Genomic DNA, 21,125 nt, shown 5'->3' on the forward strand with positions numbered 1-21,125 from the left:
GTTGACAGTCTACCACCTAAGTTTTAGCGAAGACTTATGGCTGAAAGCGTCACCCCTCATATCGCTCTGCGCCTTGCCATCGGCGAAGCAGGCTCGCAGTCCGCCCTCGCACGAATCTGCGCGGTGTCGCAGACCGCTGTTTGGAAGTGGCTTTCGAGAAGGAAGCACCTTCCTGCAGAGCATGTGTTGCTGGTTGAGAAGGCAACCGGCGTCTCCCGCTCTCTGCTCCGCCCAGACCTCTATCCGGACAATCTCGAGGTAGCCGTGCCGACGTGCCGCGTCGCGTGCGATCCCGCGCCAGCATCGAACGCCTACCACTTCTCCGATAACCCCGCGGGTCGCACTGCGGCGGAGGCTCCGGCGGCCATGGTCGACCGGAGCCCCATCCCCTCCCCCTCGGCAGAGGTACGAGCATGACGAAGGTCCGCATCCCCGGCACCTGGTCGGCAGCGGTCACAGTGATCTCCGAAAAGCTCGGCGTACGCCGTGCCGCGCACGCCGCAGGCGTGGGGGACCGGACGATCTACAAATGGTCCGATCCTGATATGGCGACCACGCCCACGCTGGCGCAGGCCGCCGCGCTGGATCGCGCCTATGTGGCGGCGGGTGGCACCTCGATGCCATTGCTCGAATGCTATGGCCGCATGGTCGATCCGGCGGCCGCGGAACTCGCAGCCTGCTCCCGCGCGCTGGTGGGCGACATTGCCGGCCTGGCAAAGGAAGCGGGCGAAGCGGTCTCCTACAGCCTGCAGGCAAGCCAGCCCGGCGCCAGCCGCATGGCGGTGCTGCGCGCCATGCAGGAGACGCAGGAGGCCGCACAGTCCATCGGCTCCCTCTCGCGCCGCCTGGGCGCCATCTTTCGCCGAAGCGCAGAGCAGCGACCAATGATGCAGGGAAACCGATGACCAGCCGATACCGATTTTTCCGCTGCCCGGAATGCGGATCCGGGGTGACCTGCCGCACCAGCGAGCAGATCACCAGCACCGTCCGGGAGGCACGAATGCTCTGCAATAACGATGAATGCGGCTGCGCGTTCGTCGTTCAGATCATCGCCGTGCGGCTGGTGATCCGGGGCCTGAAGCCGAACCCGGCGCTGCATCTACCCGTCGGCAAATGGCGAGAGCCTGCCAATGACGACGCGCCCTGTCCCCCGGCGAACGACGATGAATCGCCCCCGGAGGCAGCCGACACCGCCGGCGGCTGACACCGCCCGCCCAGCCCCCTCCCCATTCCTGTCCGCATCCCGGCGCACCCGCGCCGGGCAACACCCATCCTTGCCTGAAAGGTAGCCATGCCGATGCACGCCAACGCCCCCACGCCGCGCCGCCCCATGGGCATCATCGCCTGCGGCTGCACGATCTGCCGGCGCCCACGCTGGAACCGCCATCCGCTCTATCGCGCGCGCCACTGGCTGCTCGCGGCCCTGGTGGCCATAGCATTGGTCGCGCTTTGGGGGGCGGCGCGATGATCCTGCATCCGGCCCTACGTGCGCCCGCGCGGCGTCGCCCGCCCCTTTCCTCGGTGCTGCAGCCCAGCTTCTGGCCTGGCCTGTCCGAAACTCCCCTGCTCACGCCCTCCGACTATCTCCGCCTGCGGCGGACGGCGGCCGGCCTCTCCATCGCCGAGGCCGCCACTCGCCTGATCGACAGCCGCGCCGACCAGCGACGCGCCGAGGAGTTTCTCCGACGGCTTGAGACCCCCGGCCGGACCGCGCTCTACCGCTCGACCATCGCGCATCTGCTGCATGCATTCCCGTTCGATCCGGCGGTCTACTGGCAGCTCGCGGAAGAGCCGCAGCAGCGGCACCCGCGCATCTGCCACGGCTGCGGCTGCTCGGCGCACGATCGCTGCGCCGATGCGGATGGCGGCTGCTGCCGTTGGGTGGAGCAGGATCGCTGTTCTGCCTGCAGCCAGGGAGGCCGGCCATGCGCCTGATCGCCATGATGGGCCGCGCCCTGTTCGTCACCCTGATCGTCTGCGCCGCGCTGTGCAGCGTCCCCCTCCAGCTCGTTCTGCTGTTCACCCGCGCCCAGGCGGCGCGGCGCTGATCGGCGGACCTCCAAGGGAAGGCTGATGGCCGCACGCCCCACGTTCCGCCAGGCCGATCTGGTTCGCGCGATCCGCGCCTCCCGAAAGGGCGGGCTGGAGATCGCACGAACGGAAATCGGCCCCGATGGCCGGATCATCCTGTTCCACGCCGCTGCAGCCGACGAGACGGCGCCTGCGAGCCCCTTCGATGCATGGAAGGCCAGCCGCGATGCGGGTTAAGCTGAAGGGGGTGAACCGCATCCGCAAGCGGCTCGCGTCCGGTGAGACCGTAACCTATTATTACGCCTGGAAAGGCGGCCCCCGGCTGGAGGGCGAACCCGGCTCCTCTGAGTTCATGGAGAGCTATCGCCGCGCGCATCAGGAGGAACGTCGGGAAGCACCGCCGGTGCTGCGCACCCTCCTAGATGCCTTTCAGGACAGCACTGCCTTCACGGACCTCGCACCGCGGACCCGTGCCGATTACGCCAAGCACCTGCGGATCATCGATCAAGCCTATGGCGATTTCCCCAACGCCGCGCTTGAGGACCGCCGCACGCGCGGCGAGTTCATGGCCTGGCGCGATCAGCTGGCGAATCAGTCCCGCCGGCAAGCAGACTATAGCTATTCGGTGCTGGCGCGCGTGCTCTCCTGGGCGCTGGACCGAGGCTTGGTCACTGCTAACCCCTGCCGCAACGGCGGCCGTGTCTATCGTGCTTTTCGATCAGAGCAGATTTGGTCGGCGGAGATCGAGAACGCCTTCTACGCCAAGGCACCGGCACACCTGCATCTGGCGCTCGCGCTGGCCCTGTGGACCGGACAGCGGCAGGGCGACCTGCTCGCGCTCACCTGGGGGGCGTATGACGGCAAGACGCTGCGCCTGATCCAGCGGAAGACCATTCGGCGGAAACGCGGCCAGGCAGGCACGCGGGTGATCATCCCCGTGGGATCCCCGCTGAAGGCGCGCCTGGATGCACTGAGGGACGCGCGCAGCCCGGCGGCGAGCGAGCATATCCTGCTCACCGAACGCGGCACAGCCTGGACGGAGAGCGGCTTCCGCGCCTCCTGGCGGAAGGCGTGCATCGTGGCCGGAGTTGAAGGCGTGACCTTCCACGATCTGCGCGGCACCGCGGTGACGCGACTTGCGTTGGCCGGAGCGACGCCGCCCGAGATCGGAACCGTGACGGGGCACTCGCTCCGCGACGTCCACCAGATCCTCGATTCGCACTACCTCAGCCGCGATCCCGCACTGGCGGAATCGGCAATTCGGAAGCTCGAAAGCGGCTGATTTTCCCAACTGAACGCCCAACTGGCGCAATCGCGTCGCCCAAGCCCCCTCATTCAACTCGGAAATTTACCGGCTAAATCAGAAGCTTGGGGATGGTAGCGGAGGAGGGACTTGAACCCCCGACACGCGGATTATGATTCCGCTGCTCTAACCAACTGAGCTACTCCGCCCCGAAGCGAGGTGGGCCATCTATGTCGGTGCGCGCGATCCGTCAAGCGAACATGTGGCGCGAATGCAATTCCCATGGTCCGCCGCGGTACCACCAGCTGGCAAGCCCCGAGATTTCCACGATTTTGGGGGAAAAATCGGCCTCGAGCGTTCGAAGGAGCGCCTTGGCGAGCACCGGCCGGACCTTGTTCTGCACCGTCACGTGCGGGCGCCAGCGCCCGGCATCCTGGGGGGTGAGCAGCCCGGCGAACGCTTCGAGCAGGCCTGCGCGAATCGCATCGAGCTCGGGTGCCTCGATTCGATAGGCGACGCCCTGCCCCAGCGACATCAGCCCCGTCACACGCGCGCGCGGCGCCCGCACCCCGCGCGTCTCCCGCGACAGCCGATTTTTGAGTTCTTCCGCCACCGAGGGCGGAAGATGGTGGAACAGCGTGAGATGGGCGTCGAGCTGGTTCCGCTCCGGCGGAAAATGCGTGCGACGAAGCGTGTCGAACCAGGCCTGGTCCGACTTGCCGAACAGGGCAGTCACGATCAGCGGCGCGCCGCTCAAATCTCCACCTGGCTGCCCAGCTCTACGACGCGGTTGGTGGGCAGGCGGAAAAACTCCATCGCACTTTCGGCGTTGCGCAGCATCCAGGCGAACAGCTTCTCGCGCCAGATCATCATGCCGGGTCGCGACGACGGCAGCAGCGTCTGGCGGGCGAGGAAGAAGCTGGTCTCCATCATCTTGAACTCGGCGCCGCAGGCGTCGACCGACTTGAGCGCCGCCGGCACGTCCGCCTCCTGCATGAAGCCGTAATAGAGGATCATGCGATGGAAACCCTTGCCGAGATCCTCCACCACCAACCGCTTGTCCTCCGCCACATAGGGCACGTCGCTGATCTTCACGGTCAGCAGGATCACCCGGTCGTGCAGCACCTTGTTGTGCTTGAGGTTGTGGAGCAGGGCGTGCGGCACGCCGTCGGGCGTGGAGGTCATGAACACCGCGGTGCCGCGCACCCGGGTCGCGGCATTGGCGGCCGATTCGATGAAGATCTGGATCGGCATCGCGCTCTCGCGCAGCCGTGCGATCATCAGCTTGCGGCCTTTCGCCCAGGTGGTCAGCAGCGTGAAGATGAGGAAGCCCACCATCAGCGGGAACCAGCCGCCATCGGGCACCTTGGTGAGGTTTGCCGCGAAATAGGCGAGGTCTACCGTGAAGAAGATCGCGAGCAGCGGGATCGCGTAGCGCTTCTTCCAGTGCCACAAGTTGAACAGGACGACTGCCAGCAAGCAGTTGTCGATCAGCATCGCGCCGGTCACCGCGATGCCATAGGCCGCGGTGAGATTGGACGAGGTCTGGAAGCTGAGCACCAGCAGGATCACCATGATCATCAGCGCCCAGTTGATCACCGGGATATAGATCTGGCCCGCCGTGGCGGCGCTGGTGTGGTCGATTCGCAGCCGCGGGACAAAGCCCAGCTGGATTGCCTGCTGCGTGACGGAGAAGGCGCCCGAGATCACCGCCTGGCTTGCGATGATCGCAGCGGCGGTGGCGACGAACACCAGCGGCAGCCGCAGCGCCTCCGGTGCGAGCAGGTAGAAGGGGCTGCGCAGCGCCTCCGCATCGCGGATCAGCAGCGCGCCCTGCCCCATATAGTTCATCATCAGTGCCGGAAGGACGAACCACAGCCAGGAAACGCGGATCGGATTCCGGCCAAAATGGCCCATGTCGGCGTACAGCGCCTCCGCCCCCGTCACCGCCAGCACGATCGAGCCGAGCGCCAGAAACGCCCGCAGCGGGTCCAGCGTGAAGAAGTGCACGGCATGGTGCGGCGACAGCGCCTGCAGCACCGTCGGCGTCTGCACCATGCTGATCACCCCGAGCGTGGCGATGATCACGAAATAGACGATCATCACCGGGCCGAAAAACGCGCCGACACGCGACGTACCGGTGCGCTGGATCGAAAACAGCATGACCAGGATCACGACCGCGATCGGCACCACCAGCCGGTGGAAGCCCGGCGCGGCGACGGCGAGCCCCTCCACCGCGGACAGCACCGACACCGCCGGGGTGATCATCGAATCGCCGTAGAAAAGTGCCGTGGCGAACACGCCGAGCAGCACGATCCCCTGGGTCCAGCGACGCTGGCCGCCACGGCCCGAGATCAAAGCAAGCAACGCGAGGCTGCCCCCCTCACCCTTGTTGTCCGCTCGCATGATGATCGTGACGTACTTGAGCGTCACCACGACCATCATCGACCAGAACATCAGGCTGATCGCGCCGAGCACATGCGGCGTATCCAGCGGCAGTTCGTGATGCTCGTTCGCGAAGGTCTCGCGAAACGCGTAGAGCGGGCTGGTGCCGATATCGCCGAACACGATGCCGATGGCACCGATGGCGAGCTTCCACGTCGGGTCCTGGCCGTGGCCATGCCCGCCTTGAGGTTCCGAATCGGAGGGGAGCGCAGCAGCGTCTCCGGTCGCGGCGGCGTTCACCGGTGCGACTGACGCTGAAGGGAGCGAACCGACCTGGCCATAGCGACCTGTGTTCTCATCATCATCAGGATGCGGGCCGTTAGCATGTGCAACATGCCCTATCAACAAGCGTGTCAGGGGCCAAAGACGCATCAGCCTCTGCCCTGTTCCGTTCGGGGAAGACAATCATCGCGCCGCGGCGAACAAGGCATCACCCTCGCCGCGCGTGGGCACCTCGCGCAGCACGAAACTGCTGTTGATCGTGACCACCCCCGGCAGGCGGCCGAGATGTTCACGGTGCAGGCGCTCATAGTCGTCGAGATCACGGCACAGGATCTTGAGACGATAGTCCTGCCCGCCGGAAACGAGCGCGCATTCCACCACCCCGTCGATTCGGCCCACGGCGGCCTCGAACAGCGCCAGGTCTTCCTCGACCTGCGTCCCCAGCGTGATGTCGACCAGCGCCGTCACGCGAAACCCCAGCCGGCGATGATCGAGCCGCGCGCCATAGCCGCGAATCAGCCCCTGCCCCTCCAGCGCCTGGATGCGGCGCGTGCACGCGGACTGGGACAAGCCCACGCTCGCGGCAATCTGGCTCACCGGCGCGCGCGCATCCGCGGCGAGCAGCTTGAGGATTGCTGTGTCGATTCGGTCCATTCCGCATAATAGTCGCGTATCAGCCGCCAGCACGCAAGTTTCATGCAGTCGGTGGCGGAGAGGGCACCTGACTTTGCAGGGATTCCCGCCGGTCATCTGGGTTAGGCTGCGGCCACAACAACGCTAGGAGAGCTCCCATGCGCATCGGTGTGCCCAAGGAAATCAAGAATCACGAATATCGCGTCGGCCTGACCCCCGCCTCGGTGGCGGAGCTGGTCCATGCCGGCCACAGCGTGCTGGTCGAAACCAACGCCGGCATGGGCATCGATTTCGACGACGCCGCCTACACCGCGGTCGGTGCACAGATCGCCCCGGATGCGGCCGCCGTCTTCGCCAATTCGGACATGATCGTGAAGGTGAAGGAGCCGCAGCCGCAGGAAATCGCCCTGCTCGAGCCGCGCCACCTGCTGTTCACCTATCTCCACCTCGCTGCCGACAAGCCGCAGGCAGAAGGTCTGATGGCGTCGGGTGCGACCTGCATCGCCTATGAGACGGTGACCTCCAATTCGGGCGCCCTCCCCCTGCTCAAGCCGATGAGCGAAGTGGCGGGGCGCATGTCGGTCCAGGTCGCCTCGCATTATCTCGAGAAGGAACAGGGCGGCCGCGGCGAACTGCTCGGCGGCGTGCCGGGCGTGGCACCGTGCAAGGTGGCGATCCTCGGCGGCGGTGTTTCGGGCATCAACGCCGCGCAGATGGCAACCGGCCAGCGCGCGGACGTGACGATCTACGACATCAACAACGAGCGTCTGGCCGAACTCGACATGCACTTCGGCAGCCAGATCAAGACTGCCTATGCCAGCAAGGCCGCGATCGCCGAGGCGGTACGTACCTCGCAGGTGGTGATCGGCGCGGTGCTGGTGCCGGGCGCGGCGGCCCCCAAGCTCGTCACCCGCGACATGCTCAAGACGATGATGCGCGGCTCGGTGCTGGTCGACATCGCGATCGATCAGGGCGGCTGCTTCGAGACCAGCCGTGCGACCACCCATGACGATCCCGTCTTCGAGATCGACGGCGTGATCCACTATTGCGTGGCGAACATGCCGGGCGCGGTCGCCCGCACCTCGGCCTTCGCACTCAACAACGCCACGCTGCCCTTCGTGCTCAAGCTGGCCAATCAGGGTGCGGAAGCCGCCATGCAGGCCGACCGCCACCTCGCCAACGGACTGAACGTGTCGGGCGGCAAGATCCGTCACCAAGCGGTGGCCGACGCACTCGACCTGCCGTTCGAAGCCTGGGCAGGCTGACAAAGCAGCGCCGCCCGGGATTCCCTTGCCCGGGCGGCGCTTGCCGTTCAGGCGGCCATTGTCCGCTCCGCGGGCAGGAAGTCGACGAGGTTGTTGAGATTGGCCTTGGGGGAACGCAGCCGCGGATCCGCCATCGCCGCCAGAAAGTCGCGATGGCGCGGGTGGGTCGGCAGGAATACCGCCTTTGCGGCATACACCTGCGGCGAGAAGGTCCCCCAATTGGTGATCTTGCCGAAATAGACGCCGGTGGCGCCCAACGCGTCGGCCAGCGAAACCATATCGCCCATCTCGTGGAAGTTTTCGGCCTGGACGGTGAAGGTCAGGAACAGGGGCTCCACCAGCCCGTCTGCATGCAGATCGGCGGCGAAGCGGAGGTTTTCCTGCATCACCTCCCAGCGTGATCCGCGACGCAGCAGTTCATGCGTTTCCTTGGACGCACCGTCGAGGCTGATCTGCAAATAGTGGGTCCGGCGGTGCAGCGCGGGGAAACGCGCCCACTCGCGCGGGGTAAACAGCATGCCGTTGGTCATGACCTTGAACTTCAGGTCGGGATAGTCTTCGGGCGTCAGCCGCTCCATCAGTCGGCGGAAGTTCTTGCTGGCAAAGGGGTCGCCCGAGCCCGTGATCAATACGGTGCGCGCGTCCCGCAGCATTGGCAGGACCGCCCGCTCCTGCATTGCGTCATATCGCTGTCGGGTGTGCGCGTCGGCGGCGATCTTTTGCGTTCGGCAACTCGGGCAGGAAAGATTGCAGGTCAGGTCATAGGAAAGGTTCACGTCCTCCGGGCCCCGCGGCATCCGCGTTTCGCGCTCCGCGATCAGCCCGGCAAGCGCCGGCCATTGTGCCGCGGCAGCCTCCCTGGTCGGCAGCGTTCCGGACTGGATCGCCGGGCAGCCCATCTTGTTGCAATGGCGGAAGCTGCCGTCATGAATGCTCGCCCGCACTTCCTCGGCCGCCTGAGAGTTCCAGACATCCTCCCATTCGGCATCGGCCAGATCGCCCGCGGACTTGCGCAACCAGCTTGCGCAGCATTGATGGCTCGACCCTTCGAGCACGTGCAGCTCCACGAACGGCTTGGTACAGAACCGCCCTTCGAGCTGATATTTGGCGTTGTCCGGCTCGTTGCGACCATGCACGTAGAACAGCGCGCCCTCCACCATCGCCGAGCCGTTTTCGGAGGTGTAGAGATCGGTCAGCCGTGCAAGCGCCGCAGCCGGCGCCCCTTCATGCACGTCGCACAGTGCGAGAACGACATCGAGTGCCACGGCAACGGGCCGGTCGACGCTTGCGATGCCGGCCAACACCCTGGCATGGGCATTCCGCACCACCGTGGAGAAGAGCGGCAGCGCCTGCAGAAACTGCGGAAACGCCGCCCAGAGCTCCGGCCGGTCATCCGGCTTCAGCAGGTCCTCGAGCATTACCCAAAGCATTTCCTCGGCGTGCGCGAGGGCTGATTGGTCGCGTTCGATTGCCTGGTTTTCGAGTAGCTCGGCAGCGTTGCCTTGAGCGATATGCATGGTGTGGACGTCCCGTTCTGCCCCTCGGGCACGCGCGGCGCCCTCCCGTTCGTTATAGAACGGTTACCGGGCGTCAGGGCCGTCGGGTCCTCACTTCGCCGGGATCGCGGCCGCCGCGAGCCCGGGGTCGAGCCGGAGCATCACCTTGATCATGTCGTCACGATAGGTCGCGCCCTTCGGCAGACGTTGCACCGCCTGCCCCCATTCGCGGCGCGCGCCCTCGACGTCGCCCGATCGCGCCAGTGCAATGCCATGGAAGAAGAACGGTCCGGGATGCTGCGGTCCGAGCTCGGCCGCCTTCGCGAACGCGAACCGGGAAGCGGGGGAGAGCTGGTCGCCGTCATGCTCGGCGAGGGCCAGGCCGAGCCCCGACCATAGCCCCGCATCGGTCGGCGCCTTGCGGACCGCACCCAGCATCACCGTTGCCGCCAGATGCGGCGCCCCGGCGCGGGTCATTGCGTCCGCGGCCATGAAATAGCTGTAGTCGAAATTGAAGCGACCGAAGAGGCCTTCACGCACCGCGATGAGATCCGGGTCGAGGGGGCGGGACTTCGCCACGCCCTCCGCCGGATGGCCCGGAAGCGCGGGCTGCCCCTGCCAGGCATAGCCGGCGCCGGCGAGCATCACCGCCGTTGCGGGCACCGTCCAGAGCCGGATCGGAAAGCGAATGATTAGCAATAGCGCAACGCCGAGCAGCACAAGGCCGCCGAAGACCAGCCATCCCATCACGTCGCCCTCCGCTTGAACAGGCGCCGCGCCAGCAGCGCGCCAAGTCCCAGCAGCAGCAGCGGTGCGATCCACAGCGGGGCGGTCACCCAGCTGAGCGGCGGATCGTAGGTGACATAGTCGCCATAGCGTTCGATGAGCCACGCCCGAACCTGCGCGGGCCGCTCGCCCGCGGCGATACGCTGACGCACCAACGCGCGCATCTCGCCGGCCATGTCGGCGTCGCTGTCGGCGATGCTCTGGCCCTGGCAGACAAGGCAGCGCACCGTCTCCATCAGCGCCTTGGCCTCCGCCTCGCGGGCGGGATCGGCCAGCTGGGTGTAGGCGAGCGTCGATGCCGGCACGGCAGAGTCCGCCTGCGCCGTGCCGGCGATCAGCAGCGCGATCGGCAGCAGCAGGCTCGGCGTGCGGGGCATGCAGCTCACTTCGCCTTCTCCAGCGCGGCGAGCAACCTGGGGACATCATCTTCCCGAATATCGCCGATATGCTGGTCGACGATCACGCCGCGCGAATCGATGACGAACGTCTCCGGTACGCCCGAGGAGCCGAGCGAGAGCTGTGCCCGCATCGCACGATCATCGCCGATGCGGGCATAGGGATCGCCGTTGCGGGCAAGGAAGGCCAGCACGTCGGGATTGGTGTCGCGCACCGCGATGGCGTCGATCGATACGCCAGCGGCCTTCAGCTTCATCAGCTGCGGCGCCTCGGCCACACAGGGAATGCACCAGCTGGCGAACACATTGAGCAGCCGCGGCTTGCCCTTGGGCCAGTCCTTGCTGTCGATGCCGGGGCGATCCGCCAGCATCGGCGGCAGGTGCAGTGCGGGCAACGGCTTGCCGACCATCGCCGACCGGACGATGCGGTCGCTGGGTTCGATCAGCCCGTTCACCACCAGCGCGAAGACGACGAGGAACAGGGCGAGCGGCAGCCAGATCAGCAGCTTCTTCATACCCATTCCTCTTCCAGCGTGCGTGCGTCGCGCCGCGCACGCACGATCCGTCCGACCAGCGAAAGCAGGCCGCCCAGCGCGATCAGTCCACCGCCAGCCCAGATCAGCGTGACGAACGGCTTCCACCACAGGCGGAGCTGCCACCGCCCCGCCGCGTCGCCCGCGCCCAGCACGCTATAGACCTGACCGTCCCAAAGGGTGGCAATGGCGGCTTCGCTGGTGTTGGTCGGGGGATTGGCGAAGAACCGCTGCTGGGGGAGCAGTTCGAAGGGTTCGGCGGTGCCGCGTTGCACCTGCAGCCGCGCCTCCATCGCCGACCAGTTCGGGCCCAGCGTGGGCCGCACCTCGACCAGCGTCACCTTGAACGGCCCGACGGCAAGGTTGTCGCCGATCGCCACCGCCGCCAGCCGCTCCTGCTTGAACAGCGTGTCCGCCGCCATGCCGGCGAGGCTCACCGCGATGCCGAGATGTGCGACGACCATGCCGTAGATCGGCAGCGGGGTGCGCCGCAGCTTGCGTTTCCACAAGGGTGCGATGCTGGCGGCGGCGAGCCCGAAGGCGAACGCCAGCACGAGCACGGCGATCGGCGATCCGAAGCCCGTCATCGCGAAGAACAGCGCGAAGGCGATGCCGGTGATCGCCACCGGGATGGTGAGGCGCGACAGCAATGCCTGCGCCGTATCCTTGCGCCAGCGCAGCAGCGGCCCCGCCGCCGTGCCCGCGACGAGAAACAGCGCGATCGGCACCGCGGTCTTCTCGAAGAACGGCGCGCCGATCGAGAGCTGGACGCCCATGGCCTGCGCCACCAGCGGATAGAGGGTGCCGATCAGAACCACGCCCAAGATCACGCTGAGCAGCAGGTTGTTGAGCACCAGCGCCGCCTCGCGACTGATCAGCTGGAAAGTCGCGCCCTGCGTCACCGTGCCGACGCGCGCGCCGAATAGCGCTAGCGCGCCGCCGATATAGAGGCCTAGCAGCGCGAGCAGGAAGCTGCCGCGTGTCGGATCTACCGCAAAGGCATGGACGCTCACCAGGATGCCCGAGCGGACCAGGAAGGTGCCGACCATCGACATCGAGAACGCGACCACCGCCAGCATCAGCGTCCAGGCGCGCAGCCCGTCGCGAGTGGCCAGCACATTGACCGAGTGCAGCAGGGCCGTCGCCGCCAGCCAGGGCATCAGCGAGGCATTCTCCACCGGATCCCAGAACCACCAGCCGCCCCAGCCGAGCTCGTAATAGGCCCAGTAGCTGCCGGCGGTGATGCCGATCGTCAGGAAGATCCAGGCACCCAGCACCCAGGGCCGCATCGCCTTGGCGAAGGCCGGGCCTACGTCGCGCATCAGCAGCGCCGCAACCGCGAAGCTGAACGCCACGGAGAGGCCGACATAGCCGAGATACAGCGTCGGAGGATGGAAGGCGAGGCCAGGATCCTGGAGGAGCGGGTTGAGCCCCTGCCCGTCCGCCGGCGCGGGGTTGAGGCGCGCGAACGGGTTCGAAGCGAAGGCGAGGAAGGCGTAGAAGCCGATGGCGATCGTCGCCTGCGCCGCCAGCGTTGCCGACAGCGTTCCCGCCACCAGCCGCCGCTCGAACAGCGCGACGCCCGCGCCCGCCAGGGCCAGCACCGTGACCCAGAGCAGCATCGAGCCCTCATGGTTCCCCCAGGCGCCGGCGATCTTGTAGAGCATTGGCTTTTGCGAATGGCTATTCTCCGCCACCAGCAGCACCGACATGTCCGAGGTAACGAACAGCCAGATGAGGACGAGAAAGGCAGCCAGCGCAAACACCGCCTGGACCAGCGCGATCTTGCGCAAGCCCGGCAGCAACACGACCGGATCCGCAGCACGTGCCGCGGCGGCGCCCAGCAGCAGCTGCGCGATGGCGAAAGCGGTGGCGAGCCACAGCGCCGCAAGCCCGGCTTCGGCGATCATTGCTCCAGCGACTCGCTCTTGTGCATCTTCCCCGCCATCTGCGGCGGCATGTAACGCTCGTCATGCTTGGCGAGCAGATTGTCGGCGGTGAAGCTGCCGTCGGGCTGGAATTGCCCCTCGGCCACCACGCCCGATCCCTCGCGGAACAGGTCCGGGGTCACGCCGCGAAAGCGCACCGGCACCACCGCCTTGCCGTCGGTGACCCTAAAGCCGATCGACACGCCGTCCCGCGCACGCACGACCGATCCGGTTTGAACCATGCCGCCCAGTCGCACCGCCTTGCCCAGCGGCAACGGCTTGCCCGCGACATCGCCGGGTGCGTAGAAAAATGCAGCCTGGTCCTTGAGCGCTGAAAGCGCCAGCAGCGCCGCCCCGACGATCGCCGCGACCGCCAGCAGTGCCAGCGTCAGCCGTTGATGCTTGGCCTTCACGCGCGTCGCCCCAGAGACTCCGCCCGGGCCTCCGCGCGCCGCATCGCCCACCAGCTGGCGCCGGCGAGACCGCCGGCGCCGAGCGCCACCACCAGATAGGCGGCGGTCACGAACCACCAGTGGTTCATTGCGCCGCCCTCCGCCGCAGCCGGGCCTCGACCTTCTGCTGGGCCAGCAGCGCACGCATCCGCATCAGCACGATCGCACCGAAGAGAAGGCTGAACCCCGACAGCGTGAACCACAAGGGCCACAGCATCGAGGCATCGATGCTGCTGCGGGTCAGCCCGATGCTCTCCCCCTGATGCAGCGTGTTCCACCATACCACCGAATAGCGAATGATAGGCAATAGCACCGTTCCCGCGACACCGAACAGCGCCGGGATGCGCCCGTCGCCGCTCCGCTCGGCATCGGCGCGGGCAAGCGCGATCCAGGCGATATACACGAAGAAAAGCAGGAGCATGCTGGTCAGCCGGCCGTCCCATTCCCACCAGGTCCCCCAGGTCGGACGGCCCCAGATCGATCCGGTGACCAGGCACAGCGCCGCGAACACAGCGCCGACCGGCGCAATGGCGCGGGCGGCGACGATCGCCAGCGGGTGCCGCCATATCAGATAGCCGAGGCACGCCAGCGCGAGGCTGCTCCACCCACCCATGCCGAGCCAGGCGGTCGGCACATGGATGTAGAGGATCCGGACGCTCTCCTTCTGCAGATAGTCGGCGGGCGTCTGGGTAAGGCCGGCCCAGGCGCCGACCAGCGTCAGCGCCAGCCCGACCCAGAACAGCGCCGGCGTCAGCGGCCGGGCGATCTTGAGGAAGCGCGCCGGATTGGCGAGGGCGTGAAGCATCGGCACGCGGCAAGGACTAGCCCGGCTTGCAGGCAAACTCAAAGCACCGAATCACTCAACGCGCCCTTCGGGCCGCGCGGCCTTGCATTCGCCACCCTTGCCCCCTAGGAGCGGCGCGTCATCTGGGGAGTAGCCAGTCGGTGCGCCGCGCACCGGGCGCCCGCGTCAACATACTTGGTCGAGAGGCCATGGCGCAGGCGGAGCCGCAAGGTTCGGGCGAGACCAATGGCGTCGCATCTCCGCTCGTGCCGGGCGGGGAGATGCGATGTCGTTGGATTCGCATCCGCCCGGCCCTGGAGTTTTTTCTTGGAAGCCCTGCTTACCTCCACCGCCGTGGTTGCGCTCGCCGAAATCGGCGACAAGACCCAGCTGCTCGCGATCCTGCTCGCCACCCGCTTCAAGAAGCCGGTGCCGATCATCTGCGGCATCTTCGCGGCGACCATCGCCAACCATTTTCTTGCCGCACTGGTGGGCGCCGAGGTTGCAGGTCTGCTCGACAGCGTCTGGTTCCGCTACGCCATCGCCGCGTCGTTCGTTGCGATGGGCCTGTGGACGTTGATCCCGGACAAGCTCGACGAGGACGAAGAAGCCAAGCCCGCGCGGTTCGGCGCGTTCCTGACCACCGCGATCGCGTTCTTCCTGGTCGAGATGGGCGACAAGACCCAGGTAGCGACGGTTGCGCTGGGTGCCCGCTTCCATGCGGTGCTGCCGGTCACGGCCGGCACGACGCTGGGCATGATGCTCGCCAATGTGCCCGCGGTGCTCCTCGGCAACGCCGTGATCGAGCGGGTGCCGCTGACGACCGTGCATCGCATCGCTGCACTGCTCTTCGTCGCAATCGGCCTGTGGCTTGCAGCACAGACGGCGGGCTGGCTCTGAAAACAAAAGACCCTCCCCGCGAGGGGGAGGGCCCTTGGATCAGCGGCCGATCAGGCGCTGGGCGATCCGGTCGGCGACTTCGCTCGACGGGTCGCCGGTCGCTTCGCTCTCGTCCCACACCTGGTCGAGGCGCACCGGGATCTTCTCGACCCGCGCATCGACCTCGGAGCGGTCGCCCTGCCCCAGATATTCGAGCGCCACGTTGATGATGCCGCCGGCGTTGATCACATAATCCGGCGCATAGACGATGCCGCGGGCGTGGAGGCGGTGGCCGTCCTCGCGGGTGGCGAGCTGGTTGTTCGCACCACCGGCGACGACACGCACCTTAAGTGCCTCGATCGACTGCTCGGTAAGGATCGCACCCAGCGCGCACGGGCTGAGTATGTCGGCCTCATGGGTCAGGATCGCGTCGGCGTCGATCGCCTCGGCGCCCAGCTCGGCAGCCAGCGCCTTGGCGCGGTCGCCATGGACGTCCGCCAGCGTCAGCTTGGCGCCGTCCGCTGCCAGCAGCCGGGCGAGCCCGCCGCCGACCGAACCGACGCCCTGGATCGCGACGCGCACACCCGCCATCGAATCGACGCCGAGACCGCGCTTCGCAGCCGCCTTGACGCCAAGATAGACGCCCCGCGCGGTCACCGGCCCCGGATCGCCGCCCGCGCTGCCCGCCGCCACCGGCAGGCCGGAGACATGCTTGGTCTGGGTCGCCACGACCTTCATCCGGGCCTCGGACATGCCGACGTCTTCCGCGGTCACATAGCGGCCATGAAGCGATTCGACTGCGCGGCCGAAGGCCTCTAGCTGCGCCTGGGTCACTTCCGCACCCGGCTTGTCCGCGAGGATCACGCCCTTGCCGCCGCCCATCGGCAGATCGGCCATGGCGTTCTTGTAGCTCATCCCGCGCGAGAGGCGGAGCGCATCGGTGATCGCAGCGCGATGATCGGCATAGTGCCAGAAGCGCACGCCGCCGGCAGCAGCGCCGAGCGCTGTCGAGTGGACCGCGATGATCGCGCTAAGGCCGGAAGCCCGATCCGAGAAGAGGTGAACGCCCTCGTGGTCGTCGAAATCGGGAAAGCCCCAGTCGGTGATCATGGATGGATCCGCGCTGTGATGAAGGGGGAAAATGGGGCGACCAACGGGAATTGAACCCGCAACCTCTGGTACCACAAACCAGCGCTCTAACCGATTGAGCTATGGTCGCCGTGAAGGAGTGCGCGCTTAGCGGGCTCCGAAGCGGAGCGCAAGATCCTTACGCATCATCCGCGGGAAATTCTAACAGCCTCGTCCGGAGTCGTCACCCCCGTGCGCGCAAGCGTGCGGGCGGCCGAGCCCAGATTAGGGGCGCCGATAAAGGCGTGGCGCGCGAGAATCGCAGCGTCGCCGCCATCGTTCACCAGCCGGCGAATCGTCGCATCGCCGCGAATCGATTCGAATACGCCAATCTGTCCGGCGAACCCGCTATGCCCGCAGGCAGGGCAGCCGGCGGGCGCATAGACAATCGCGCCAGGATCGAAGCCGAGCAGCGCGGAGACCGATCCGGTCGCCTGTACCGGCTCCCGGCATTCGGGGCACAGCCGGCGGACGAGCCGCTGCGCAAGAACGAGCGAGAGCGCGGTGGCGAGATGGAACGCCTCCACCCGCCAGGTGCGCATCTGCTGGATCGCCGCGACGGCATTCGCGGCATCCACCCCGGCCAGCACCAGCCGCCCCGCCTGTGCGGCCTGCACCGCGGCGGCAGCGGCGGCGCGATCCTCAATCGAATCGAGCATCAGCACGTCCAGATCCTGATCGATGCCGGCACGCAGCGATTCGGCAGGCGCGACCGGGGATGCATCCGCCCAGCTCACCCCCGGCATCTCGAGCTGTGCGCCGCTGCCCACCGCCAGGCCCGGGCGACTGCGACTCGTGGCCTGTTCCAGCAACGCTCGAAGCGTGGTGCTGCGTCCATGCCCTGCAGGCGCGGCGACGAGAACCAGGCCATGGCCCGCCAGCACGGCACGCAGGTCGTGCGCGAGCGCGGCGCGCATGCCGAGGCCTTCCAGCGCTCGATGTTCCGCCGGGTGCAGCGCCCGCTGCAATACCATGCGCAGCCCGTCGCGAAGCGGCAGCACCGAAAGGGTGAGCACTTCCCGCCCCCAGCGCAATTCGCCGCGCTGCGGGAGCAGCGGGACTGCCGGCAGGTCTGCGCTGAGGGCAATCCCGCGCAGCAGTGCGGCGCCATCCTCGCGACCAAGCAGGCGCTGCGCCTGCACCCGTCCCGATGTCCGGAACAGCACCTGCACGCCGCTGGCAGCTGGCTCAAAATGAAGATGCGATGCCTGGGCAGCTGCGGCATCGGCCAGCAGCGCTTCCAGCAATCGTGACGCTCGGGCGGCGTCCGTCGATGGATCCGCCCCAGGCACCAGCTCCCGATGCCGTTCGGCTTCAATCTGCACGCTTCGTCCCCCTGCTGGACGCGGCCGCGGTACGCAGCGTTCGTGACGTAGAAGCTGCACTTTCATGACATTTACGCGTCACGCTGGCGAGCCGCCGCGCCTTTTGGCAATAGCGAGGCATGCAGGCGCAATCCCTCCCCCATCTCGGCAGCGGCCATCCTTCCGAGCCCGTTGTCGACCGCATTCTCGCCTATCCCGGCGTGCAGAAGGTCCCGAGCCCCAAGGTCACGCTGTTCGTGGCGCGCAACTTCCTGGATGCCGGCCAGTGTCAGGCGCTCATGGCGCGGATCGACGAGCATCGGCGCCCCTCCACGCTGGCCAATGCCGGCGACGACTATGCCTTTCGCACCAGCGAGACCTGCGATCTCGCCAGTGAGGATCCGCTGACGATCGACCTCAAGGCGCGTATTCTAGATTTTATCGGCCTCAATCCCGATCATGCCGAGCCGATGCAGGGCCAGCGTTATGCAGTGGGTCAGGAGTTCAAGGCGCACACCGATTATTTCGATCCCGGCAGCGTCGATTTCGAAAAATATTGCAGCGTCGCGGGCCAACGGACCTGGACCGTCATGCTGTACCTGAATGCGGTCGAAGCGGGCGGCGCCACGCGCTTCAAGGCGATCGACAAGATCGTCCAGCCCGAACCGGGCAAGCTGCTGGCATGGAACAATCTGCGTCCCGACGGCAGCGTCAACCCGGCGACCATTCATCATGCGATGAAGGTACGCGCGGGCTGCAAATATGTGATCACCCAGTGGTTCCGCGAGCGGCCCTGGGGCTGGTGAGCGGGGAGCCCGTCCGCCGCAGCGGCGGCGGGCTCCTCTCCTCTCCTTACCGTCAGAAGGTCGTCGAGAGCGACAGCTGCACGGTCGTCCCCGGCGAATAGCGGTTGTACGTCACCGTACGGGTGCCGTTCGACTGGAGTTCCTTGTACTGGCGCCCGGTGATGTTGCGCGCCTCGAACTTCACGTCGAACTCATGCCCGGCCACCATCACGCCCTGGCGCGCGACGAAGTCGAGGTTGAACCCCGGATACTCATACACGTCCGGCTGGTTCTGGTTGGCAAGGCCGCGACTGGTGACGCGCTTGCTGGCATAGGAGAGGATGAAGGTCTGCTGCGAGAGCAGGCCGCTCTTCTCCATGCCCAGCTGCAGGTTCACCAGGTGATCGGACTGGCCGGTCAGCGCTGCGCCGTCGCGGAAATAGTCGGTCGCGTTGGTCGACGAGGCCGCATAGACCGCGGTGCGATCGCCCTGCTGCACCTTCAGCTTCGACTTGGTGTAGGTGTAGTTCGCAATGACGAGCAGGTCGCGATCGGCAAAGAACGCGCCACCCAGATGCTCGCCGAGCCCGAACTTCTTCTGCGCCTCGACCTCGGCACCGTACAGATTGGCCTTGGGGGCGTTGGCGAAGCTGGTCACCAGCACGTCGCTGCCAGTGATGAAGGCCTCGATCGGCTTGTTGATCCGCTTGTAGAAGGCGGCCAGCGACACACGCTGGTCATTGCCCATGTACCATTCGAAGCGGCCTTCGCCATTGTACAGGGTGCTGTCCTGCAGCAGCGGGTTGCCCTGATACTGGCGGTTGGTCTCCGGATCGAAATAGAACTGGTAGATCAGCTCGCGGAACTGCGGCCGCGCAATGGTCTTCGAGCCGTTGAGCCGGAACTGCATCTGCGGGCGGAACTGCCAGGTGAGAGTCGCCGCCGGCAGCCAGTAATCGTTCTTCAGATTCGTACCGGCGGTGCTGGCGCCCGCGCTGCTGAACACCTGTGCGGGCGTGACCTTCTCCTTCGCCGTCTCGTACCGGACGCCGGTATCGAGCGAGATTTCCGGCGTGATCTGGTACACCACGCGGCCATAGCCGGCATGGTTGCGCAGCGAGGCGTTGAACGCCGGATTGCCTTCGTTGGTCTCGATCAGCGCGATCTTGTAATAGTCAATGATCGCGCTGCCGAGCAGCAGATCCGGACGCAGCATGGCCACGCCGTTGGGGAAGGTGCTGGGCGCGCTGAACTGGAAGTCGCGGCGCGAGCTGAAGCGCTTGGTCTTCAGGTAGCTATAGCCGGTCGACAGGCTCAGATCGGGGATCGGCTTGAAGGTCAGGTCGGCGCCGCCCGAGTAGAGATCCTCGTTCAGGTTGGAATAGCTGACCGTCGCGTCGCCGCCATTGCCGTTGTTGAGGCGGTTGATGAAATACTGGCCGTACGGATCCGCCGAGACATTCGTGCGGACATATTCGAAGAACAGCTCGCTCGGCGACTTGCGCTTCGAATTGGCATAGCTGCCGCGTACGTCGAGGCTCAGCGTCGGCGTCAGCTTGAACTCGCCGACCACCTGCGTGTCGATCAGCTGGCGTTCGAACCAGCGCGTGTCCTGCTGCTGGAAGTCGGTCGTCTCGTTGCCATGGCGCTTGCCGATGCCGAGACGCGTGTTCTTCAGCGTGTCGCGGATATAGACGTTGGTCCAGCGCAGCTTGTTGTCGCCGAACTGGAAGCCGAGGCCGAACAGGCCGTTCAGCACGACCCGATTGTCGGTCAGCACGCGATTGAAGTCGCTTTCGAGCACCGAGAGATCTTGGGTGATCGAATATTGCTGAACCGCATCGCGCACGGTCCACTTGTTGCTGTAGCCCGCGGTGGCGATCACGCCGAGTGTAGTCTCGCCAATGTCGAAGGACTTGCCTGCCGAAAGGCTGGTCGACCAGTTGGGCGGCAGGTTCAGGTTGCGCTGGAGCAGCGCGTTCTTGCCGTTGACCAGCTGCTTGGCGATGGCGGCGCCATCGACATTGCCGGAGCTGAGGCGTGCGCCGCTGTTGAAATAGGCCTGGAGCGCGGGCGCGATATCGCGGCTGCCGTCGTCAAAGCCGGTCCAGTCGTGCTTGCCGCCGGCATAGACATAACCAAGCTGGCCGGTCGCGCGGCTGTTCGCACCAAGACCGCCACCGATGGTGACAAAGCCTTCCTTCGGCGCGGCATTGGTGGTGAGGTTGATCACGCCGCCGCCGAATTCACCCGGATAATTCACCGAGTAGCTCTTCTGGACGAGCGACGAGGAGACGACGTTGGTCGGGAAGAGGTCAAGCGGCACGACGCGCTTCAGCGGCTCGGGGCTGGGCAGCGGCGAGCCGTTGAGCAGCGCGAGCGAATAGCGATCGCCCAGGCCGCGCACGAAGACATAGCCGTTGCCGACAACGCTGAGTCCGGTCACGCGGCCGAGGGCGCCGGCGATGTCGCCTTCACCCGTGCGCTGGATGTCGGCGGCCGACAGCACCGATACGACCTGTGGGATGTCGCGCGTGAGGTTCACCCGGCGGCCGGTGACGACGATTTCGCCGGGCACCGAGACGTCCGGCGCCTCCTCCTGCTGGGCCTCGGGCGCGGTCGCCGGCTGGTCGGCGGCGTTGGTGGCCGGGCCGGTCTGCGGATCGGGCGTGGCGGGCGCGGTCTGCGCGCACGCAATCGCGGGCGCGACGAGCGCGGAAGAAAGAAGCAGCAGGCTGGCAAGCCCCAACGACTTGGTCATCGTGAACCCCTAGTTCGTACATCGGGAAAGGGCGGGGCGTGCCCGTGATGGCCAC

The 21,125-nt window shown here is 66.6% G+C and carries 25 protein-coding genes and 2 tRNA genes; 11 read left to right on the top strand and 16 right to left on the bottom strand.

Annotated features, from left to right (window positions below):
- The first annotated feature begins 36 nt into the window (after positions 1-36).
- From OIM94_RS05340 to OIM94_RS05375, 8 genes are all read left to right on the top strand, one after another.
- A complete protein-coding gene (locus OIM94_RS05340; RefSeq protein ID WP_264609063.1) occupies positions 37-417 on the top strand; it encodes a transcriptional regulator in 381 nt (126 codons plus the stop codon).
- On the top strand, positions 414-905 hold the full coding sequence (locus OIM94_RS05345) for a hypothetical protein (protein WP_264609064.1): 492 nt from the start codon (positions 414-416) through the stop codon (positions 903-905). The genes OIM94_RS05340 and OIM94_RS05345 overlap by 4 nt, the downstream gene beginning before the upstream one ends.
- On the top strand, positions 902-1,204 hold the full coding sequence (locus tag OIM94_RS05350) for an ogr/Delta-like zinc finger family protein (RefSeq protein ID WP_264609065.1): 303 nt from the start codon (positions 902-904) through the stop codon (positions 1,202-1,204). The genes OIM94_RS05345 and OIM94_RS05350 overlap by 4 nt, the downstream gene beginning before the upstream one ends.
- Positions 1,205-1,330: 126 nt before the next feature.
- A complete protein-coding gene (locus tag OIM94_RS05355) occupies positions 1,331-1,468 on the top strand; it encodes a hypothetical protein (RefSeq protein WP_264609066.1) in 138 nt (45 codons plus the stop codon).
- On the top strand, positions 1,465-1,935 hold the full coding sequence (locus OIM94_RS05360; protein WP_264609067.1) for a hypothetical protein: 471 nt from the start codon (positions 1,465-1,467) through the stop codon (positions 1,933-1,935). The genes OIM94_RS05355 and OIM94_RS05360 overlap by 4 nt, the downstream gene beginning before the upstream one ends.
- Positions 1,926-2,048 (top strand): hypothetical protein, encoded by a 123-nt coding sequence (locus tag OIM94_RS05365; RefSeq protein ID WP_264609068.1) that lies wholly within the window; start codon positions 1,926-1,928, stop codon positions 2,046-2,048. Before OIM94_RS05360 ends, OIM94_RS05365 begins: the two co-directional genes overlap by 10 nt.
- Before the next feature lie 25 nt (positions 2,049-2,073).
- Positions 2,074-2,268: a hypothetical protein gene (locus OIM94_RS05370; RefSeq protein WP_264609069.1), complete on the top strand. Its 195-nt coding sequence runs from the start codon at positions 2,074-2,076 to the stop codon at positions 2,266-2,268.
- Positions 2,269-2,278: 10 nt separating this feature from the next.
- On the top strand, positions 2,279-3,313 hold the full coding sequence (locus tag OIM94_RS05375) for a tyrosine-type recombinase/integrase (RefSeq protein WP_264609070.1): 1,035 nt from the start codon (positions 2,279-2,281) through the stop codon (positions 3,311-3,313).
- 93 nt (positions 3,314-3,406) lie between these two features.
- Here OIM94_RS05375 and OIM94_RS05380 read toward each other — a convergent pair.
- The 4 genes from OIM94_RS05380 to OIM94_RS05395 all read right to left on the bottom strand — a co-directional run bounded on the left by OIM94_RS05380 (position 3,407) and on the right by OIM94_RS05395 (position 6,595).
- Positions 3,407-3,483 (bottom strand) — tRNA-Met (locus tag OIM94_RS05380).
- 41 nt (positions 3,484-3,524) lie between these two features.
- The gene (locus OIM94_RS05385) at positions 3,525-4,031 is read right to left on the bottom strand and encodes a 2'-5' RNA ligase family protein (protein WP_264609071.1); all 507 of its coding nucleotides are present in this window, start codon (positions 4,029-4,031) and stop codon (positions 3,525-3,527) included.
- On the bottom strand, positions 4,028-5,959 hold the full coding sequence (locus OIM94_RS05390) for a potassium transporter Kup (protein ID WP_264609072.1): 1,932 nt from the start codon (positions 5,957-5,959) through the stop codon (positions 4,028-4,030). Before OIM94_RS05390 ends, OIM94_RS05385 begins: the two co-directional genes overlap by 4 nt.
- 165 nt (positions 5,960-6,124) lie before the next feature.
- The gene (locus tag OIM94_RS05395; RefSeq protein ID WP_264609073.1) at positions 6,125-6,595 is read right to left on the bottom strand and encodes an Lrp/AsnC family transcriptional regulator; all 471 of its coding nucleotides are present in this window, start codon (positions 6,593-6,595) and stop codon (positions 6,125-6,127) included.
- Between the two features lie 137 nt (positions 6,596-6,732).
- Between OIM94_RS05395 and ald the strand changes: the two genes are divergently transcribed.
- Entirely contained in the window at positions 6,733-7,839 is a 1,107-nt protein-coding gene (gene ald, locus OIM94_RS05400; RefSeq protein WP_264609074.1) for an alanine dehydrogenase, read from the top strand.
- A gap of 47 nt (positions 7,840-7,886) precedes the next feature.
- Here the strand turns inward: ald and OIM94_RS05405 are convergent, their stop codons facing one another.
- From OIM94_RS05405 to ccmC, 8 genes are all read right to left on the bottom strand, one after another.
- Entirely contained in the window at positions 7,887-9,257 is a 1,371-nt protein-coding gene (locus OIM94_RS05405; RefSeq protein WP_264609075.1) for a radical SAM protein, read from the bottom strand.
- 189 nt (positions 9,258-9,446) lie between these two features.
- Positions 9,447-10,082, bottom strand: a complete 636-nt coding sequence (locus OIM94_RS05410) for a tetratricopeptide repeat protein (RefSeq protein ID WP_264609839.1) — start codon at positions 10,080-10,082, stop codon at positions 9,447-9,449.
- Positions 10,082-10,498, bottom strand: coding sequence for a cytochrome c-type biogenesis protein (locus OIM94_RS05415; RefSeq protein WP_264609840.1), 417 nt, complete (start codon positions 10,496-10,498; stop codon positions 10,082-10,084). The genes OIM94_RS05410 and OIM94_RS05415 overlap by 1 nt, the downstream gene beginning before the upstream one ends.
- Before the next feature lie 5 nt (positions 10,499-10,503).
- Positions 10,504-11,031 (bottom strand): redoxin family protein, encoded by a 528-nt coding sequence (locus OIM94_RS05420; protein WP_264609076.1) that lies wholly within the window; start codon positions 11,029-11,031, stop codon positions 10,504-10,506.
- The gene (locus OIM94_RS05425; RefSeq protein WP_264609077.1) at positions 11,028-12,959 is read right to left on the bottom strand and encodes a heme lyase CcmF/NrfE family subunit; all 1,932 of its coding nucleotides are present in this window, start codon (positions 12,957-12,959) and stop codon (positions 11,028-11,030) included. The genes OIM94_RS05420 and OIM94_RS05425 overlap by 4 nt, the downstream gene beginning before the upstream one ends.
- On the bottom strand, positions 12,956-13,390 hold the full coding sequence (ccmE, locus tag OIM94_RS05430) for a cytochrome c maturation protein CcmE (RefSeq protein ID WP_264609078.1): 435 nt from the start codon (positions 13,388-13,390) through the stop codon (positions 12,956-12,958). The genes OIM94_RS05425 and ccmE overlap by 4 nt, the downstream gene beginning before the upstream one ends.
- Positions 13,387-13,518 (bottom strand): hypothetical protein, encoded by a 132-nt coding sequence (locus tag OIM94_RS05435; RefSeq protein ID WP_264609079.1) that lies wholly within the window; start codon positions 13,516-13,518, stop codon positions 13,387-13,389. Before OIM94_RS05435 ends, ccmE begins: the two co-directional genes overlap by 4 nt.
- Entirely contained in the window at positions 13,515-14,234 is a 720-nt protein-coding gene (ccmC, locus tag OIM94_RS05440) for a heme ABC transporter permease CcmC (protein WP_264609841.1), read from the bottom strand. Before ccmC ends, OIM94_RS05435 begins: the two co-directional genes overlap by 4 nt.
- Positions 14,235-14,540: 306 nt before the next feature.
- Between ccmC and OIM94_RS05445 the strand changes: the two genes are divergently transcribed.
- Positions 14,541-15,113, top strand: a complete 573-nt coding sequence (locus tag OIM94_RS05445) for a TMEM165/GDT1 family protein (RefSeq protein ID WP_264609080.1) — start codon at positions 14,541-14,543, stop codon at positions 15,111-15,113.
- Positions 15,114-15,152: 39 nt separating this feature from the next.
- On the opposite strand, the gene OIM94_RS05450 is transcribed toward OIM94_RS05445, so the two are convergent.
- The 3 genes from OIM94_RS05450 to OIM94_RS05460 form a co-directional block, all read right to left on the bottom strand.
- Complete coding sequence (locus OIM94_RS05450; protein ID WP_264609081.1) at positions 15,153-16,202, bottom strand: Glu/Leu/Phe/Val family dehydrogenase; 1,050 nt, start codon at positions 16,200-16,202, stop codon at positions 15,153-15,155.
- Between the two features lie 32 nt (positions 16,203-16,234).
- Positions 16,235-16,311 (bottom strand) — tRNA-His (locus OIM94_RS05455).
- A gap of 55 nt (positions 16,312-16,366) precedes the next feature.
- Positions 16,367-17,545 (bottom strand): ATPase, T2SS/T4P/T4SS family, encoded by a 1,179-nt coding sequence (locus OIM94_RS05460; protein WP_264609082.1) that lies wholly within the window; start codon positions 17,543-17,545, stop codon positions 16,367-16,369.
- Between the two features lie 119 nt (positions 17,546-17,664).
- On the opposite strand from OIM94_RS05460, the gene OIM94_RS05465 reads away from it, so the two are divergent.
- A complete protein-coding gene (locus OIM94_RS05465) occupies positions 17,665-18,330 on the top strand; it encodes a prolyl hydroxylase family protein (protein WP_264609083.1) in 666 nt (221 codons plus the stop codon).
- A 52-nt stretch (positions 18,331-18,382) separates the two neighbouring features.
- Here OIM94_RS05465 and OIM94_RS05470 read toward each other — a convergent pair whose 3' ends face one another.
- A complete protein-coding gene (locus OIM94_RS05470) occupies positions 18,383-21,070 on the bottom strand; it encodes a TonB-dependent receptor domain-containing protein (RefSeq protein WP_264609084.1) in 2,688 nt (895 codons plus the stop codon).
- Positions 21,071-21,125: the final 55 nt, after the last annotated feature.

Source organism: Sphingomonas sp. R1, from assembly GCF_025960285.1.
GTDB lineage: Bacteria > Pseudomonadota > Alphaproteobacteria > Sphingomonadales > Sphingomonadaceae > Sphingomonas.

Excerpts from the sequence above, each read along its gene's own strand:
- OIM94_RS05340 (WP_264609063.1), top strand. The coding sequence starts at position 37 with ATGGCTGAAAGCGTCACCCCTCATATCGCTCTGCGCCTTGCCATCGGC.
- OIM94_RS05425 (WP_264609077.1), bottom strand. The coding sequence starts at position 12,959 with ATGATCGCCGAAGCCGGGCTTGCGGCGCTGTGGCTCGCCACCGCTTTC.
- OIM94_RS05345 (WP_264609064.1), top strand. The coding sequence starts at position 414 with ATGACGAAGGTCCGCATCCCCGGCACCTGGTCGGCAGCGGTCACAGTG.
- OIM94_RS05370 (WP_264609069.1), top strand. The coding sequence starts at position 2,074 with ATGGCCGCACGCCCCACGTTCCGCCAGGCCGATCTGGTTCGCGCGATC.
- OIM94_RS05355 (WP_264609066.1), top strand. The coding sequence starts at position 1,331 with ATGGGCATCATCGCCTGCGGCTGCACGATCTGCCGGCGCCCACGCTGG.
- OIM94_RS05410 (WP_264609839.1), bottom strand. The coding sequence starts at position 10,082 with ATGGGATGGCTGGTCTTCGGCGGCCTTGTGCTGCTCGGCGTTGCGCTA.
- ald (WP_264609074.1), top strand. The coding sequence starts at position 6,733 with ATGCGCATCGGTGTGCCCAAGGAAATCAAGAATCACGAATATCGCGTC.
- OIM94_RS05465 (WP_264609083.1), top strand. The coding sequence starts at position 17,665 with ATGCAGGCGCAATCCCTCCCCCATCTCGGCAGCGGCCATCCTTCCGAG.
- OIM94_RS05405 (WP_264609075.1), bottom strand. The coding sequence starts at position 9,257 with ATGCTCGAGGACCTGCTGAAGCCGGATGACCGGCCGGAGCTCTGGGCG.
- ccmC (WP_264609841.1), bottom strand. The coding sequence starts at position 14,234 with ATGCTTCACGCCCTCGCCAATCCGGCGCGCTTCCTCAAGATCGCCCGG.
- OIM94_RS05420 (WP_264609076.1), bottom strand. The coding sequence starts at position 11,031 with ATGAAGAAGCTGCTGATCTGGCTGCCGCTCGCCCTGTTCCTCGTCGTC.
- OIM94_RS05365 (WP_264609068.1), top strand. The coding sequence starts at position 1,926 with ATGCGCCTGATCGCCATGATGGGCCGCGCCCTGTTCGTCACCCTGATC.
- OIM94_RS05470 (WP_264609084.1), bottom strand. The coding sequence starts at position 21,070 with ATGACCAAGTCGTTGGGGCTTGCCAGCCTGCTGCTTCTTTCTTCCGCG.
- OIM94_RS05395 (WP_264609073.1), bottom strand. The coding sequence starts at position 6,595 with ATGGACCGAATCGACACAGCAATCCTCAAGCTGCTCGCCGCGGATGCG.
- OIM94_RS05360 (WP_264609067.1), top strand. The coding sequence starts at position 1,465 with ATGATCCTGCATCCGGCCCTACGTGCGCCCGCGCGGCGTCGCCCGCCC.
- OIM94_RS05450 (WP_264609081.1), bottom strand. The coding sequence starts at position 16,202 with ATGATCACCGACTGGGGCTTTCCCGATTTCGACGACCACGAGGGCGTT.
- OIM94_RS05350 (WP_264609065.1), top strand. The coding sequence starts at position 902 with ATGACCAGCCGATACCGATTTTTCCGCTGCCCGGAATGCGGATCCGGG.
- OIM94_RS05415 (WP_264609840.1), bottom strand. The coding sequence starts at position 10,498 with ATGCCCCGCACGCCGAGCCTGCTGCTGCCGATCGCGCTGCTGATCGCC.
- OIM94_RS05435 (WP_264609079.1), bottom strand. The coding sequence starts at position 13,518 with ATGAACCACTGGTGGTTCGTGACCGCCGCCTATCTGGTGGTGGCGCTC.